General features: G+C 59.0%; 13 protein-coding genes. 10 read left to right on the forward strand and 3 right to left on the reverse strand.

The features are described 5' to 3' along the window. The first annotated feature begins 4 nt into the window (after positions 1-4). Positions 5-940: an acyltransferase domain-containing protein gene (locus tag AC1D08_RS17290; protein ID WP_477423625.1), complete on the forward strand. Its 936-nt coding sequence runs from the start codon at positions 5-7 to the stop codon at positions 938-940. 164 nt (positions 941-1,104) lie between these two features. On the opposite strand, the gene AC1D08_RS17295 is transcribed toward AC1D08_RS17290, so the two are convergent. Next, the gene (locus AC1D08_RS17295) at positions 1,105-2,331 is read right to left on the reverse strand and encodes an oxalate decarboxylase family bicupin (protein ID WP_457152904.1); all 1,227 of its coding nucleotides are present in this window, start codon (positions 2,329-2,331) and stop codon (positions 1,105-1,107) included. Between the two features lie 522 nt (positions 2,332-2,853). On the opposite strand from AC1D08_RS17295, the gene AC1D08_RS17300 reads away from it, so the two are divergent. The 4 genes from AC1D08_RS17300 to rpoH all read left to right on the forward strand — a co-directional run bounded on the left by AC1D08_RS17300 (position 2,854) and on the right by rpoH (position 6,432). After that, positions 2,854-4,248: a sensor histidine kinase gene (locus AC1D08_RS17300; RefSeq protein ID WP_477416613.1), complete on the forward strand. Its 1,395-nt coding sequence runs from the start codon at positions 2,854-2,856 to the stop codon at positions 4,246-4,248. After that, positions 4,245-4,913: a response regulator transcription factor gene (locus tag AC1D08_RS17305; RefSeq protein WP_477228352.1), complete on the forward strand. Its 669-nt coding sequence runs from the start codon at positions 4,245-4,247 to the stop codon at positions 4,911-4,913. The genes AC1D08_RS17300 and AC1D08_RS17305 overlap by 4 nt, the downstream gene beginning before the upstream one ends. Before the next feature lie 117 nt (positions 4,914-5,030). Then, positions 5,031-5,405 carry a response regulator transcription factor gene (locus AC1D08_RS17310; RefSeq protein ID WP_457155772.1) on the forward strand — a complete coding sequence of 125 codons (375 nt, stop codon included), beginning with the start codon at positions 5,031-5,033 and terminating at the stop codon, positions 5,403-5,405. A 136-nt stretch (positions 5,406-5,541) separates the two neighbouring features. Further along, entirely contained in the window at positions 5,542-6,432 is an 891-nt protein-coding gene (rpoH, locus tag AC1D08_RS17315) for an RNA polymerase sigma factor RpoH (protein ID WP_477228353.1), read from the forward strand. Between the two features lie 352 nt (positions 6,433-6,784). On the opposite strand, the gene AC1D08_RS17320 is transcribed toward rpoH, so the two are convergent. Both AC1D08_RS17320 and AC1D08_RS17325 read right to left on the reverse strand, forming a co-directional pair. Beyond that, on the reverse strand, positions 6,785-7,384 hold the full coding sequence (locus AC1D08_RS17320) for a hypothetical protein (protein ID WP_457154953.1): 600 nt from the start codon (positions 7,382-7,384) through the stop codon (positions 6,785-6,787). Between the two features lie 750 nt (positions 7,385-8,134). After that, positions 8,135-8,821 (reverse strand): hypothetical protein, encoded by a 687-nt coding sequence (locus tag AC1D08_RS17325; RefSeq protein WP_477228354.1) that lies wholly within the window; start codon positions 8,819-8,821, stop codon positions 8,135-8,137. Between the two features lie 72 nt (positions 8,822-8,893). On the opposite strand from AC1D08_RS17325, the gene AC1D08_RS17330 reads away from it, so the two are divergent. The 5 genes from AC1D08_RS17330 to AC1D08_RS17350 all read left to right on the forward strand — a co-directional run bounded on the left by AC1D08_RS17330 (position 8,894) and on the right by AC1D08_RS17350 (position 16,178). Next, complete coding sequence (locus AC1D08_RS17330) at positions 8,894-10,066, forward strand: efflux RND transporter periplasmic adaptor subunit (RefSeq protein ID WP_477228355.1); 1,173 nt, start codon at positions 8,894-8,896, stop codon at positions 10,064-10,066. After that, entirely contained in the window at positions 10,063-13,203 is a 3,141-nt protein-coding gene (locus AC1D08_RS17335; protein WP_477423626.1) for an efflux RND transporter permease subunit, read from the forward strand. Before AC1D08_RS17330 ends, AC1D08_RS17335 begins: the two co-directional genes overlap by 4 nt. A 707-nt stretch (positions 13,204-13,910) precedes the next feature. Next, a complete protein-coding gene (locus tag AC1D08_RS17340; RefSeq protein ID WP_477228357.1) occupies positions 13,911-14,702 on the forward strand; it encodes a hypothetical protein in 792 nt (263 codons plus the stop codon). After that, positions 14,695-15,600: a hypothetical protein gene (locus tag AC1D08_RS17345; protein ID WP_477228358.1), complete on the forward strand. Its 906-nt coding sequence runs from the start codon at positions 14,695-14,697 to the stop codon at positions 15,598-15,600. Before AC1D08_RS17340 ends, AC1D08_RS17345 begins: the two co-directional genes overlap by 8 nt. Positions 15,601-15,845: 245 nt before the next feature. Beyond that, a complete protein-coding gene (locus tag AC1D08_RS17350) occupies positions 15,846-16,178 on the forward strand; it encodes a hypothetical protein (protein WP_457155176.1) in 333 nt (110 codons plus the stop codon). The last annotated feature ends 610 nt before the right edge of the window (positions 16,179-16,788 follow it).

Consider the following 16,788-nt stretch of genomic DNA (forward strand, 5'->3'; position numbering starts at 1 on the left):
GGCGATGGTCCTTGCAATTCTCTGCTCCGGACAGGGGCGGCAGCATCCGGACATGTTCGCCCTGACCGCCGATGCGCCGCAAGCTGCCGGTTTATTTGCCTATGCCGCAACGTTGCTCGGCGACAGGGATCCGCGCGAGATCGTGCGGACCGGATCGGGCGACGCCCTGCACCGCAACCGCATTGGGCAAATCCTCTGCTCGCTGCAGGCGCTGGCAGCCGCGGCGGCGCTGCGGGACACGCTGCCCGACCGGCCGACCGTCGCCGGCTATAGCGTCGGCGAAGTGGCGGCTTGGGGTGTTGCAGGTCTGTTCAGCGCGACCGATACGCTGGACCTCGTCGCGCGTCGGGCGGAAGCCATGGATGCTGCTTCCCCCGGTGGAGACGGGCTGCTTTTCGTCCGTGGCCTTTCCCGCAAATCCATCGAGAGACTATGCGAACGGCACAATGCCGCAATCGCTATCGTCAATCCGGGTAACGCCTTCGTCCTCGGCGGGAGCCGCGCGACTTTGGAAGCCCTTGCCGACGAAGCGAAGGCGGACGCAGCCAGGGTTGTCGGGTTACCTGTGGAGGTTGCTTCCCATACGAGGCGACTCGCCGGGGCGTCTGCCGCGTTTCGCGCGAGCCTGTGCCATGTTCGCCTGATGCGCTCTCCGACTTACGGCGCGCGTGTCTTGAGCGGAGTCGACGGCTCTCCTGTCATCGACACCAAGGCAGGTTTCGACAAGCTGGCGGCGCAAATATCGCAAACGGTGCAATGGGCCGATTGCCTGCAGGGTTGCGTCGAAGGCGGCGCAACGGCCTTCCTCGAACTCGGGCCCGGGCGGGCGCTGAGCGAAATGGCAGTCGGCGCGTATCGCGACATCCCAGCACGAAGCCTGGAAGACTTCAGAACTCTTCAGGGCGCCCACGCTTGGCTTAAAGATCACTCAAGCAAGTGAATATCGAGACGTCGGTGTGCCATGGCGCAGCTATTTTGACGGTGCTGGGCGGCTACCTCGCCATCAACTTGCAGGGACCACAAAAGCATACGCTCGCTCTCGAACCGGGGTGCGCAGCGGTTTTGGGACGATGCGTCGATTGGATCCGTTCAACGCGACGCGCTTTAGGTCGGCACGATGGGAGACTTCCCCTTACGCAAGGCCTGCAGAAACTGCGGGTCGGCGCGCAAACTGACGCGGACCAATTCCGGCGGTGTGAGGGCGAGCCACTGATTTAGTGACACATCGGCGAAGTAGGTGCTCTTGAATACCTCCAAATATCGCAGCGTCGTATTGCCTGTGTTCTCGATGTAGTGCCCCATGGCGAAGGGTACGTAGCCGACGTCGTTGGCCTGGAAATCGAATGTTCGGGCCTCGCCCGACGCCGCGAACACGCCCATGCGGGCCTGGCCCTGGATGTAGTACTGCCATTCGTTTGTATTCGGATGCCAATGCAGCTCGCGCATCCCGCCCGGTTCGACCTCGACAAGGGCCGCGGCGATTGCTTTGGAAACAGGAAACACGGCGCTGTCGGTAATTCGCACCGTTCCGTGTTTCATCCTCATCGGAGCCTGTGCCGTCATGCGGTGGCTGAAGCTCTGCGGGACCTCGACCGCGCCCGCGATCTTGTCTGCGCTGAGCGGCCCCGGAACCGGCGCGGGAAACATGTAAAGCTCGCTGGGATCGGGGACGTTCGCAAGACTCGATGCCGGAACGCCGAAATTCTTGGCGAGCACTTCGGGAGGAGTGTGCTTCAGAAAGTCGCTCAGCAGGAAGGTGTTATCCTCGTCGAAGTCGCCGTCATCGAACACCAGCAAGAATTCCGTCCCGTCTGGATCAAGGCCCTGGATCGAATGTGGAATGCCCGGCGGGAAATACCAAAGGTCACCCGCGCCGACGTCGTCGACGAAATTGTGGCCATTGGCATCGACTGCCGTGATGCGTGCTTTCCCGTAGAGGACATAGGCCCACTCGGCGGCCTTGTGCCAATGCAACTCGCGCACGCCGCCGGCATTCAGGCGCATGTTCACGCCGGCAATGTCCTTGGAGACGCCGAGCTCGCGTGCGGTCACCTGTCGGGTCCAGCCGCCGCCAGACAGTCGGATATGGGCATCGTCGAACGAGAAACGCAGGTTCGGCAGGCTGCCCGCATCCGTGCTCGGTGGGATCATCAGGTCCGGATTCTGGGCTATTCGGGAAGGATTCATCGGACCGGGGTTGGTGCCGCCGCGGCCGTTGGCTAGCGGGTCACCGTTTTGCGCCTGGGCCAGTGTCGCCGTCGTGAGCAAGCCGCCAGCAGCTGTCGCAGCCAACATGGTTCGACGGGATATCTTATCGGTGGCTATGCTCATTTTGCTTCATTCCTTGCTGCGGTGGGCTTCTCGACTGCGCGAATTGGTTCGGCCACGGACCGCATGAGTGTCCGCTTGGCACGCACGGCACACGATATTGATCGGGCGCTGACGCGGTCTTTCCTGTTGACGCATGGTATAGCTGAATCGCACGATGATCGTGGCCGTGGCTCATCCGAGCCTGTGTCGTCATACCCATCGTGTCGCCGCCAGAGCTTGGGCGTTGCGTTTTGCCTGCATGCTTTCCGCCGGATCGGATGCTGTAGGCTCGCTCTCAAGCCTGTGGCGCTGACGGGTCGCTCGATCCCCTGGATTGGTTCGCGACGCGCTTGCCGTGACAAAGGTGCAATCAGGCACCGACGACCGCAATTTCGAACAAGCAGAAAGGATTTCGCTGCTTAAGGTGGACCTGGACATCGGTGCGACACGGAGGTCGATCAGCACGCAAGCGTCGACCAGAAGCTGGGCAAAGATCTTATGCGGCATAGACTATTTCCGCGAACATCGAGCAATTCGCGGCTGGTGGCGCCTCTTGCCAACCTTCTTGCCGCCGGAATATTCGCCGTCGATACTCTTGATCCATTTGCGGGATCTGTCTCGGTCCTCTATGTGGTCGTTGTTTTGCTTGCGTCCACCGCGTTTCGCAGGCGTGGCATCGTCTTGTGTTCGCTCGCCTGTGTTGGGCTCACCGTGCTGAGCTTCTGGCTTGTTCACGGACACGAAGCCAGTGGTGGCGCCCTCAGCCGCTGCGTCATGAGCATCGCGACCATTGTCATTACCGCCCTTCTGGTGCTCAAAAACCAGTCGACCTCGACCGATCTATCCGAAAAGGCCCAACTGCTCGATTTGACGCATGACGCGATTTTCGTTCGCAGCATGGGCGGTCTGATCTCCTATTGGAATCGTGGTGCAGAAGCCATTTACGGCTGGTCGGCCGAACACACGGCGGGAAAGTCCACCCATCAACTCCTGCAGACGGTCTTTCCAGCCAGGCTCGACGAGATCAATCGGGAACTGCTCAGCTCCAACCGCTGGGAAGGTGAGCTCTTGCACACGAAACGCGACGGATCCGTCGTTGTCGTTTCCAGCCGGTGGTCGCTGAAGACGGATGCCGACGGCAGACCGTTGGCGGTTCTCGAAACGAATACGGACATATCAGAGCGCAGGCGAGCCGAAACCGAGGTCCTGAAGGCCCAGGCGGAACTCGCCCATGTGACACGCCTCACCACATTGGGTGAATTGACGGCCTCGATCGCGCACGAGGTCAATCAGCCGCTTGCCGGCATCGTTATGAACGGCGAGGCGTGCCTGCGATGGATGGATCGAGACAAGCCCGATCTGGATGAGGTCCGCAGCGCGGTCAAGCGGAGCATCGCTGACGCCCAACGCGCCAGCGATATTGTCCATCGAATCCGGGCGTTGTCCAAGAAGGGCGACATCCAGATGGCGCTTGTCGACGTGAACGAGATCGTCAACGAATCGCTCACGTTGGTGCATCGTGAGTTCGTTGCAAATCGCATCACCCTGAAACTGAATCTAGCCAACCAGGCGCTGCCCGCACTTGGCGACCGTATCCAGCTTCAACAGCTCCTGATCAATCTTTTGATCAACGCGATTCAGGCAATGGCCTCTGGCAACAGCGACTTGCGCGAAATTCTCGTTACGACTTCGATCGATGAATCGAACCAGGCAAATGTGAGGGTCCAGGATACGGGACCAGGCATCGATCCCGATAGTGCGCGTCAGTTGTTCAAGGCCTTCTTCACCACCAAGGCAGAGGGATTGGGCATGGGACTGTCGATCTGCCGGTCGATCGTCGAGTCACATGGAGGCCGTGTGTGGATCGAGCCCAATCCAGGCGGCGGCGCGATATTCCAATTTTCTCTGCCACGCGTCGAAAAGGATGCCGGCTCATGATCCAACGCCCCGCCTCTTCCTCTCAACCACAAGTCGGCAACGGCGCCATGCCTCCGACTGTTCTGGTCGTGGACGACGATCCGTCGTTGCGTGAAGCTTTAAGCAGCCTCTTCCGATCTGTTGGAACGCGTGTCGAGCTTTTCGGTTCTGCTCCCGAACTGCTGAACAGTCGGCTTCCCGACGGTCCAAGCTGCCTTGTGCTCGATATCCGGCTGCCGGAGGTGAGCGGACTCGAATTTCAAACGCAATTGAGCAAGGCAGGCATTCACTTGCCGATCATCTTCATGACCGGTCACGGCGACATTCCCATGTCCGTGCGAGCCATGAAGGCCGGAGCGGTCGATTTCCTCACCAAGCCCTTCCGAGATCAGGATATTCTGGATGCAGTCGCCGGCGCTCTGGAGCGCGACAGGCAACGGCGAGACAAAGACCGGGCGCTGTCGGAGCTGCAGAGCCTTCTGAGCACCCTGACCCCTCGGGAACGCCAGGTGATGGCATTTGTCGCGACTGGATTGATGAACAAGCAAATCGCTGGCGAGATGCAACTCAGTGAAATCACGGTGAAAATCCACCGCGGTCGCCTGATGAAGAAAATGGGCGCCAGAACTCTGGCCGACCTGGTGAAGATGGCTGGCGCCCTGGGGATAGACGCTCCCGGTAAATAAGCTTGTTACACCTCTGTATAACTTTCGCTTTCGCAAGCGCGGGTGCAATATCTCGCCGAGAAACAGTCGTTGAAGCAGCAATGTTTGGGTCATCGGCAAGCACGGAGGAATAGTGAATTGACCCGCAGCGCGATGATCTCGATCGTCGATGACGATGAGTCCGTTCGACTTGCCACTGCAAGCCTCGTCAGATCGTTGGGTTTCATCGCATTTGCATTCGAATCGGCCGAGGAGTTCCTGATGTCATCTAATCTGGAAACTACGTCGTGCCTGATCTGCGATATCCAGATGCCCGGAATGACAGGAATAGAACTGCAGGATCATTTGATCGAACATGGCTATCACATACCGACAATTTTGATCACCGCCTATCCAGAGGAGCGTGTCCGCAAACGCGCTCGGGAAACGGGCGCCATCGGCTTCTTCGGCAAGCCGTTGGACAGCCAGGCCATGATCAACTGTATCGATTCTGCGCTTCATGACGCGCGTTAGCAGCACCTGATGCACCTTCGCGCTTCAGGCGAACAACGCCGCAAGCAGCGGCAGCGCTGAACAGAGAAGTCAACATCGAACGTCTATGGGCGTCGAGAAACTATTGATCCCCTGCGAGGTAGGCAAGGAGTGCTTCATGGCGCGCGCAGCAATAACAAATTTGGCAAACGAAGACGGGCTTCGCCGTTATCTCGGCGAGATCAAACATCTCCCCATGCTGACGCTTGGGCAGGAACAAGCGCTGGCAAAACGCTGGCGCGACGACAACGATCCGGAGGCCGCTCACCAACTGGTGTTGTCGCATCTTCGCCTCGTTGCCAAAATTGCCATGCGCTATCGTGGGTACGGGCTGCCGATGTCAGAGGTGATATCAGAGGGCAGCATCGGCCTGATCAAGGCGGTCAATCGCTTCGAACCGGAGCGCGGCTTTCGTTTGGCTACCTATGCGATCTGGTGGATCAAGGCGTCCATTCGCGAATATGTCCTGCGCTCCTGGTCACTGGTGAAGGTCGGTACGACCCCCAATCAAAAAAAGCTGTTCTTCAACTTGCGGCGACTCAAGGCTCGTCTCTCGGCACTGGACGACGGTGACCTGCGTCCAGAGCACGTGGAATTCATCGCAAGCAACCTTGGCGTGACGGAGCAAGAAGTTGTTTACATGAACAGTCGCATGGACGGGGACAGGTCGCTCAATGCGCCCCTGCGAGGCCAGGCTGAGGGCCAATGGCAGGATTTGCTGGTCGAGGGCGAGGACAGCCAGGAGTACAAGTTCGTTCAGTTCGAGGAAGCTTCCGGCCGGCACAGGGCGCTGATCGACTCGCTTGGCGTGCTCAACACACGCGAACGGCGCATCCTCGAGGCGCGTCGTCTTGCGGATGATCCGAGGAGTCTGGCAGATCTCTCCAGCGAATTCGGCGTTTCGCGCGAGCGTGTGCGCCAGATTGAGATGCGCGCCTTCGAAAAATTGCAAAACGCAGTGAAGGTTACCTATGCGAAACGGGACGCCCCCAGGTCGCTGTCGGTGTGAAATGACACGACGGGAGAGGGGTCGGCTGCGGAGCGCAAATCGGCGCTGAGCAATGCCAATCAAGCCGGCACCAAATTCCTGTCGCCCAAAAGTGCGCAGGACACCTTGCATCCTAGGCCGCGAAGGACTGCCCGCAGAGCGCACTGACGGCTTCCCATGCAATCAAGAGAGATTGTTTGTAGTTATAAGATATACAAAAATCAAACAAGCGTATCATGCTGAAGAGCATCTCCCGTATCTATATTAATATTGCTTTCAGCAACTAAGAAAGCTTCAACTACAGGAGCGTATTATGAAAAGATCAACATCATTCTTGGCGACGATCGTCATGGGCGCAATGCTGGCGGCTGGCTCAGCGACGGTCTCGATGGCGCACGGCGGTGGTGGCGGCCATGGCGGTGGCGGCGGCTTTGGCGGCGGCGGTCATGGTATGAGCATGGGCGGTGGCGGCCATGCCGAAGGCTTTGGCGGTGGCCACGGCGTAGGCTTTGCCAATGGCGGTCGTGTCGCAATCTTGGGCGGCGGCGGCCATGTCCGTGGTGTCCATGTCGGCGACGGTCATAGGTTCGGAAGGGACCGCGGTTTCGGCAGTGATTTCTATGACGACGGCTACTGCGGTTACCCGTACCCATACAATGAGTATCGCACCCTTTACCCATTTTGTCCGTGAACCACCACGGCCTCTTCGAATCCGGACTCCACAGTGCGAGTGGGGACCGGATTCGAACACTGAAGGTTTTGGCTCGCACGTCTGCAGAACTATGGCCTGACTGGAAATATTTTCAAAGAGTCCATGAATTCTCAATCCGAAGGAGTCTATCGTGAGAAAATCAGCAACAATATTGGCAAAGATTACTTTGGGCGTGATGCTGGCGACCGGCTCGGCGACGGTCTCCATGGCGCGCAGCGGCGGCGGAGATGGTCCTACCGTACACTTCAGCAGCGGTGCCATTGGCAACCGCCAGCACCACAAGGTCCTTTTTGGCGGTCGGGAAGCTGGCGACCGGGAATATGATAACCAGCTCTGGTTGAACGACGACACCGACACTGCTTACTGCTCGTTCGACGCTGTGAACCCGAGTTACTACGGATCCAATGGTATCTGGCACTCTTGCCTGTAACCCAATTCAGCCGGCCGCCCTGGAAAATCGGTCTCGAAATGCTCGGGCCGAGATTGGTTGTGATCGCATTGGCCGTCAGCTGGTTCCCAGCCTTGGGCGTCGAAGGCGGCCGATCCATTCAACTTAATCGATAGAATTCCGCCACCGCCACGCCGATGTCGGCGGTGGCCGCGTGAATATCCGGGCACCGTCGCGCGATATCGGAAGGAATGCTGGCAGGCTCCGGCACCACTTTAGTAGACCTTTCCAACCGCCAATCCATGGTCCGACCCCGCGCCCCGTCGCGGTTAACGCACGTTCATATTGAGCAGCCAGCGCATCGTCGGGTTGATGAAAGGGCGAGGCCCATTCCGACAAGGAGCGCGACCTTGTCCAAATCTCACAAATGCTCGGAGTCGGCGTGCGAATAGGGAAATCCAGCCGCCTTTAGAGAAGAGCGCTTCCCCTCCATCTGGCATCATCTCGATCTGACCGGGCGAAATCCGACCCAAACGACACGAGGAAGTGCTGCCTGCACATATGAAATCCTTGGCCTCAGGCAGTCAGGGCGGTGGGATTAGTACGATGTTCTCCGCCCCTACCTAGACACATGAAACGACGGTAGTTCCAATGCGAAATGAGTATGACGTTGCGATGCCAATCTTGCTGATTACCGTTGCGTTCGCTCTCTTGTTCAGCGGGCCGAGCTTGGCGCAAATCAGCACCACGCCCGCGACAGGACTGACATCGCCGCTTTCTGCAATTGGTTCGCCCCTCAATCCGGTTGCTATTCCCTTGGGCGCGGTCGAGCTCGATCCGGGTGGCTTGACGGGTAGCACCGTGGGCATCGGGGATAGTTCCAACAACTCCGGGTGTACCAATGTCTTGGCGCCAAGTGTTTTGGCATCAAGTTCCGAAGTTGCGGCAGCGACTTCCGCCCTTTCCACTTTCGACGGCGGAGGCATGAACGCAACCACATCCACGAGCGGGACGTCGTTTGTGAACCCGACGGTTTCAACAGCGTCGGGCACCTGCAACTCGACGGCGTCGAGCGCGTCGTCTTTCGGCACCACAGCGACACCATCGATGACCACCGGGACATCGTCCACGAGTCTTGGGGCCGCAGTTGGGATTCCGCTGGGGTCTTCGGAACTCAGCAATTTGGGAGTGAGTTCGCCAATTGGCATTCCAACACCCGCGTTGGCCGATCCGGTAACAAATCCACAGGTAGCGATTCCTATGCTCAATGTATCAGGCACATCATGTGGCAGCACGGGGCTGACGGGCATTAGCGGCACGCCGTCGACATCCGGCTGCTGAAAGAACTGATCCCTTAAGAGCCGCTGTCGTAGGAGCCCTCAATGCGCAAGCGACCCTTCATTGTTGCTGCGCTGCTGATCATGATCGGCGGCGTTGGGCTTGCAGCCAAACACGTCTACGACCATTCCGAACCTGCGGCGGTCTCCGTTCCTGCCTCGGCGGTTCCGGTCATTGCCGGAAAGGTAGCCAGTCACGATGTGCCGATCTACCTTCGCGGTGTAGGAACGGTGATCGCCTACAACAACGTGGTCGTGCACAGCCTGATCTCAGGACCGATTACGAAGATCACATTCACGCAAGGCCAGACCGTGAAAAAAGGCGATCTGCTGGCGCAGATCGACCCAGATCCCTATCAGGCACAAATCGATCAGATAACCGCCACTCGCGATCGCGACCAGGCGCTGCTCGTCAATGCGCAGGCAGACCTGGACCGTTACACGCCACTGCTGGCGAAGGGCTTTGCCACTTCCCAACTGGTAGCCACGCAGAAGGCCGAAGTGATCCAGCTCCAGGCGACAATCAAGGCAGACGAGGCTCTGCTACAGGCCGAGCAGATCAATCTGAGCTACACCCGTCTGACCTCGCCGATCGACGGTGTAACGGGTATCCGGCAGATCGACGAAGGCAATATCATTCACCCGACCGATACTTTTGGTCTGGTCGACGTTGCGCAGGTCCAGCCGATCTCGTTGATCTTTACGCTGCCCGAGGAAACGCTCCCGCAGATCCAGAAGCAGATGGCCAAGGGGCAGCTGACGGTCTTTGCGTACAGCCAGGACGACAAGACCAAGCTCGACGAAGGCAAACTTTTGCTTCTCGACAACCAGATTGTCCAGACGACGGGCACGATCCGCCTCCGAGCCACGTTTCCGAACGCTGGGAACCAACTCTGGCCGGGTGCCCTGGTGAATGTACGTTTGCTTCTTGATACCCGCACTGGGGGGCTGACGGTAGCCGGGTCGGCAGTGCAGCAAGGTCCAAACGGCTCCTATGTCTACGTGATCGCACCTGATGGAACCGCGCGGATACGGCCTGTCACTGTTGCCCAGTTGACCGAGGGACAAGCCCTTATCGATTCGGGTCTCGAGGCGAACGAAACGGTCGTGGTCGACGGGCAATACAAGCTCGTGGAGGGCGTCCCCGTTCAAGTGCTGCGGGGCAAAGCCGCTGATGAAGCCGCCCTGCAAAGCGCAGTGCAGCAGGCAATCCCGTGAATGTCTCGGCCCCTTTTATTCGCCGGCCGATCGCGACAGGCCTGCTGATGGCGGGTCTGCTGCTGTGTGGGCTGGCTACCTACCGGCTTCTGCCAGTCGCATCATTGCCGAACGTCAACTTTCCGACGATCCAGGTGTCAGCGCAGTTGCCCGGCGCCGATCCCGAAACCATGGCGTCGTCGGTAGCCACCCCGCTTGAGCAACAGATAAGCCAACTCCCCGGCGTGACCCAGCTGTCTTCGACCAGCGCGCTAGGCAGCACACAACTCACCGTTCAGTTCGACCTCAGCCGCAGCGTCGACAGCGCCGCGGTTGACGTGCTGTCGGCGATCAATGCCGCAAGCCCAGATCTGCCGCTGGGCATCCCCTATCCGCCGACCATCCGTAAGGTCAATCCGGCGGATACTCCGATCCTGGTGCTCGCGCTGACATCCGACACCCTTCCACTGACGATGGTCGATGCCTACGCGGAAAACATCCTGCTGCCGAAGATCTCGCAAATCTCCGGCGTGGGTCTTGTTGGCATTGGCGGCCAGCAGAAGCCGGCGATCCGTGTGCAGGTCAATCCGCAAGCGGCCGCGGCCCGCGGCATTGGCCTTGAAGATGTTCGCAACGTGCTCGGCGAGGCCAATGTCGATATTGCGAAGGGCACGCTCAATAGCCCGCGTCAAACCTTCACGCTCAACACAAACGACCAACTGCTCAAACCTGACGCCTACAATGATGTTATCGTCGCCTATCGCAATGGCTCCCCTGTACGCATCCGCGACATCGGCACCGCGATAGACGGGCCGGAGAACCACTTTGTCGCCGCCTGGTACGACAAGAAGCCCGCCATCTTGCTGGCTATCCGGCGTCTGCCCGGTGCCAATGTGATCGAGACGGTTGGCCGCATTCAGGCTCTGCTGCCCCAGCTGCAGGCGTCGATCCCGCCCGGCATCAAGGTATCGGTCGTTTCAGACCGCACCCAAACCATCCGTGCCTCGGTCGCGGACGTGCGGTTCACGTTGATGCTGACCGTCGCCCTGGTGGTGATGGTGATATTCCTGTTCCTGCGCAATTTCTGGGCAACGGTCATTCCCGCAATAACCGTGCCCCTCTCGCTCGTCGGTACTTTCGCCGTGCTCTATGTGCTTGGTTACAGCCTCGACAATCTGTCGCTCATGGCCTTGTCGATCGCGGTCGGGTTCGTCGTCGACGATGCAGTCGTCGTGATCGAGAACATCGTCCGTCACATCGAAGATGGCCTCACTCCGATGGAAGCTGCGCTCAAGGGCTCGAGCGAAATCGGCTTCACCATCATTTCGATTACGCTGTCGCTCATCGCAGTGTTCATTCCACTATTTCTGATGGGAGGCTATGTCGGCGAACTCTTCCAGGAATTCGCGGTAACGGTGAGCGTTTCACTGATCCTGTCGCTGGTGGTCTCGCTCACGCTGACGCCAATGATGTGCGCGCGTCTGCTCAAGAATGAGGCCAACGTCAGGCACGGGCGGCTCTATAATATTTGCGAAAGCGGCTTCGACGCGCTGCTTGGATTGTATGAACGGGGCCTAAGGATCGTCCTGCGGCACACTTTCGTGACGCTGCTCGTCATGCTCGGAACGATTGCTGTCACCGGCTATCTCTACGTCATCATCCCGAAGGGTTTCTTCCCGCAACAAGACACCGGCTTGATTATCGGCGTCACCGAGGCCGACCAGGATATTTCGTTCCCGGCCATGTCCGAGCGTCAGCAGGCGGTAACCGACATTGTGCTTAAGGATCCGGCGGTAGCTTCGGTCGGAGCCTCGATAGGAGCAACTGGCGGGAGCACGCTCAATCGCGGGACAATGTACATTGCCTTGAAGCCAAACAACCAACGTGACGTCAGCGCCGATCAGGTGATCAGCCGGCTGTCATCCCAACTCGCCAAGATTCAAGGCATAACGCTTTACATGCAAGCGGCACAGGACATCACTGTCGGCGGTCGGGTCTCGAAGACGCAGTATCAATATACTCTGACCGATGCCGATTCCAACGAGCTCAACCATTGGGCACCGATATTCCTCGACAAGCTTAGAGCCATGCCGGGAATCGTTGACGTGGCCACCGATCAGGAGAATGCAGGACCACTGCTCGATGTGACCGTCAATCGCGAAGTCGCGTCGAGTTTCGGAATCCTCCCGTCGACGATCGACAACACGCTCGACGATGCTTTCGGCCAGCGCATCGTCTCCACAATGTTCACACAGCTCAATCAGTATCACGTTGTTCTCGAGGTCAGCCCGGAATTCCAGTACGGTCCCGAGGCGCTCAAGGATATCTATCTGAATTCTTCGACAGGGCAGCAGGTGCCATTAAGCGCCCTGGTGACCAGCATGACGAAGGCTGCGCCGATCGTGATCAATCATCAAGGCATGTTTCCGGCGGTCACGATCTCCTTCAATCTAAAACCCGGGGCGGCGCTTGGAGATGCGGTCGCAGCTATCCAGCAGTTCGAACGCGATGCCGGAAAGCCTGCTTCGCTTGCAACCAGCCTCCAGGGCAACGCGCAAGCCTTTCAATCGGCGCTGTCAGGCACACCAATCCTGATCGGAGTGGCGCTGGTGGTGATCTACATCATCCTTGGGGTGCTCTATGAGAGCCTGATCCATCCGATCACCATTCTATCGACGCTGCCTTCAGCCGCTATCGGCGCCTTGTTCTTGCTCATGGCGGTCCATATGGATTTCAGCGTCATCGCCATGATCGGCGTTATCCTGCTGATTGGCATCGTCAAGAAGAACGGCATCATGCTTGTCGACTTTGCGCTCGAGGTCGAGAGGACCGAAGGTCTCAGCCCACAGGAGGCAATCTACCGCGCTTGCACCATACGTTTCAGGCCGATCCTGATGACCACCATGGCGGCGATGCTCGGCGGCGTGCCGATGATGCTGGGCACCGGCGCCGGATCGGAAATCCGCCAGCCGCTCGGCTACACGATCGTGGGTGGCTTGGCGCTGTCGCAGATTCTCACACTCTACACGACACCGGTGGTCTACTTGTATCTTGAGCGGCTCGGCAAATTCCTGGGTGGCTTGCGAGGCGCAAAAACACCGCCTGTGGAACCCGAGCAGGGCGACCTCTTCTCCGAAACGAGGCACCCAGCCGGCTAGGCGAGAGGTTCAGGTCCCGTTGTCAGGGGGTATGAAGCAGTAGACGCTGTTCCCAGCCGCGCAAATGTGGGCCGTTTCGTTCCATGAGTACGGGTGTTCAGGCACCCTTTTGGATGGCTCGATCGGCGTCCATACTCCGTTGAGTTTGCCCCACCACTTTCCCTCCTCGAACTTGGCAACCGTTGGCCGACAGTCGCCGCCGTTGCAGCATGAGCCACCCAGCGTGTTATGCATCCCCATGTAGATGCTGTGCCACTTCTCGTGCCCCTGGCCGTAATTGCCCTCGGGAGGGCCAATGGGGACGTGGGAACTGTGGTCCTGGGCCAGTGCGGGGCTGGCCACCAGCAGGAAAACCAGTAGGCGGAAGGCCATCGCTCAACATCCTCCAATTGGTGTTACGGGTTGTCTCTCCGAAACATTCCTGGGAGCAGAAGTAGTACTGGTGAGGTATTTTCACCGCACCTGCGCAGTTCAAACATTTCATTCTTTTGCTCCTTCGCGGTCGGGGAAGCATGCATAGATTTTGCCGTTGGCATGAATAATCCATTGGCATGGCTGCATAACCCAAATGGCAAAGAAGTTACTTTGGATTGTCTGTCGGGAGGCGTCCGACGGACACCGTTTCTCACGAGAACGACGAACACAGTTGGGGTCGCTGCGCGATCCGCGATTGGGCACGCTTGCCCCCGGCTTCGCCTGGAAACCAATTGAAGAAGCCAATCGGTGCAACGGGCGAAGTTCGAATTGGGGCGGCATTTGCAAAAGACATTTCTTTGCTTGGACGCAACATTCGGCGCTCAATCCGAGGATTTGAACGCATGGCATCCTGGAAATCGATGCGGCCTCACAAGTCCGCCGCTGGAGGCGGGCGCGCGCTGCTGGCGACCGGAACAGCCCTCACGGAGCAGGGCATCGCCATTGGCGGCTCGACGACGCACGTGAATCTCACGCCACCCTGGAAGGGGATTGCGGTTCGACCAGTTAGACCCGCAGCTCGCGAGGCGACGGCCTGGAAGCCGAGAGCAATGGGCACAGTCCAACTCGGATGCTTCTTCCCTCTGGGCCGCCGTTGGCATGCTTCGGTGCCTGGCCCCGCGATCTCTGCCGGCACCGACCCACTCGACTCGGCGATCATCGAAGCGTTGTCGTGGCGCGACCGTATCGGCAAGACGCACTGGTTCGAGTTCCTCGCCATGACGGGACCGCTGTGCCTTTTCGCCGTGCTCGCGGCCTCAACCGCGGACGTGGTCGCCAGATCGTTTCTGATTTTCTTCGCCATCTATTCAGACCTGGTGATCGCCTTGCTTTGGTTTGCGGAGAAAGACGATGCCCGGACTGAACCGACCCAGTCTCATCCACGCCCCAAGCGCATCGTTCCTTGCGTGAAGGGCCAAAGGGATGATCATCCCCAGTTCCTACAGCCAGTGGATGCAAGCGAAGCCCATAGTCGACGATGCGACCGGCGTCGGGCGCGTCAAGCAGGAGAGTGGGATGGCTAACCGGGCGTGGTACCTTGTGGTGCCCAGCTTCCTGGTGCCTCTCGTTGCATGTTCGGAAGCATCGGCGTCCTACGTTGGGGACCGTTTCTTCCCCTCAACGCTTGCGACCGTGGTTCCCACCCCGGCTGACTTCGTCAATTTTCCCCAATTGATGCAGTTGCCCGACACCGGCTCGCGCGAGATCGACTTTCCTTTCTCCTACAGCAAGCTCATCACCCCGGATTGGTCGGTGTCGTTCACCGCAAACTACCGCATGGTCGATCGGGGGAGCACGCGCTCGGGCTTCGACGATTTGGTGCTCGGCACCCAATATGAACTCTATTCCAGTGCCGAGGACGAGTTCGTGTTCTCGGCAGGCGGTACGCTGGCGCTGGGCGGCACCGGATCGTCCGACGTCGGTGCCAAGTCGTTCTCGACGCTGACACCGACCCTCTACGTCGGCAAGGGCTTCGGCGATCTGTCGGATTCGCTGGCATGGCTGCGTCCGGTCAACGTCACCGCGACCCTAGGAGTCGCACTGCCAACCGAATCCACCACGGTGACCGGCGCCACCACGGTCGACAACCCAGACATCTTGCAATGGGGCTTTGCCCTGGAATACAGCCTGCTGACCAATGTGCATTCCGCTGACAAGGGTAATGCTCATCGCTTCGCCGAGGGTTTGGTGCCGCTGGTGGAATTCGCGATGCAGACGCCGCTGAACGGGCCGTCGGCTGGACAGACCACCGGCACGATCAATCCTGGCGTCATCTGGGTGGGCGAGTACGCTCAACTCGGGGTGGAGGCGATCGTTCCGATCAATGCGAGTTCGGGCCGCGACATCGGCGTGCGTGCACAACTCCACTTCTATCTCGGCAACATTTTTTCGAACGGAATCGGAAAGCCGATCTTCGACTGATCGCGCGCCGCGCCGTGCATGGGTCTGTCCAGGCCCCGCGGCCAGGGACGAAGCCGCCACGCGAGGACCGCGGGCCAATCGGCGAAAGCTGGCGGCAGGAATAACTGCTGGCCTTATGCGCCAGATAATTTCTTATGTGTGGAATGATACTTGAAGATTAAGTAACTAAACAATTGCAGCCATGCCTAATGTGTTTTGTATAGCGGTTCATAGCGTATTTCGAAACCTATATAAGGATTGCGGGCATGAGCGATATCTCTATCGCCAATTCGAATTTTGCCGCGCTGTGCAACAGAACGACACAACAGGTGAATCGCATGGGTTCTCTTTCAATAGGGGCTGCAATCGCGGCAGTCCTTCTGTCAACCGCTTGGGCCGCTGCCGCAGCCTCGCCTCCAGGACGCATGCAGGCAAAGTTCGATCGTGTCGAACGAAAAACGAACGGCAACCACACTTCGTTGCCGAGGCACGGTGAAGTACCGACAACCGGATCGGCCAAGAAGCCGGCATCGCAGCTCGATAACGACGGGGACAAGTATCCCCCGACCGATCTTTTTTCAGGCATGAACCGGTTTTGATGGGAGGTGTTGCGCCCCTCACGACGCGGTGATTGCGGTTGAGGCTGACTTGACCGCCCCGTCGACTTGAGTTGGCCCCACCTGCGACAGACGAGCGTCAGTTGCGACGTCGGATCTTGTCTCCGAAACCGCGCGATGCATCGCGCCGCAAGCAAGTCGCATCGCCGAAGGTCCCGACGCCGGCAACGCTCCGGCGATCGACCGTGAATCGGTGCCTGCTCGGAAGGCAGGAGGGAAAAATGGGCCGATGACGACATGTCATCGGCCCAAGAACTCGAGCGGCGAGAAACGCTCCCGGGGGGAGGAGCGCCTTCACAATCGATCGGCGGGCGTGGGAGGGGCCCGGAGAACCAATCTGGCACGAGTTGGAGCGCTGCCACGATGGTGACGAAAACGGATCGAAACCACCGATCGCAACGCCCACCCACAACCTAGTGGCTTTTGCTGCCGGTGCTTCGTCGTTCTTGCCGGCTTTGCATCCAGCTTGCGGATTTCGCGCGGAACGTCAAAAAGCCCAGGCCAAGCAGGGGACCCCGCTCAAGGTCATCAAGACCTGACGCACAGCCGCGCCAAATCGACCAATCACCTGGGATCGGCCGCAATTGAAGAA

The sequence above is a fragment of the Mesorhizobium sp. P2_E6 genome (assembly GCF_056403835.1).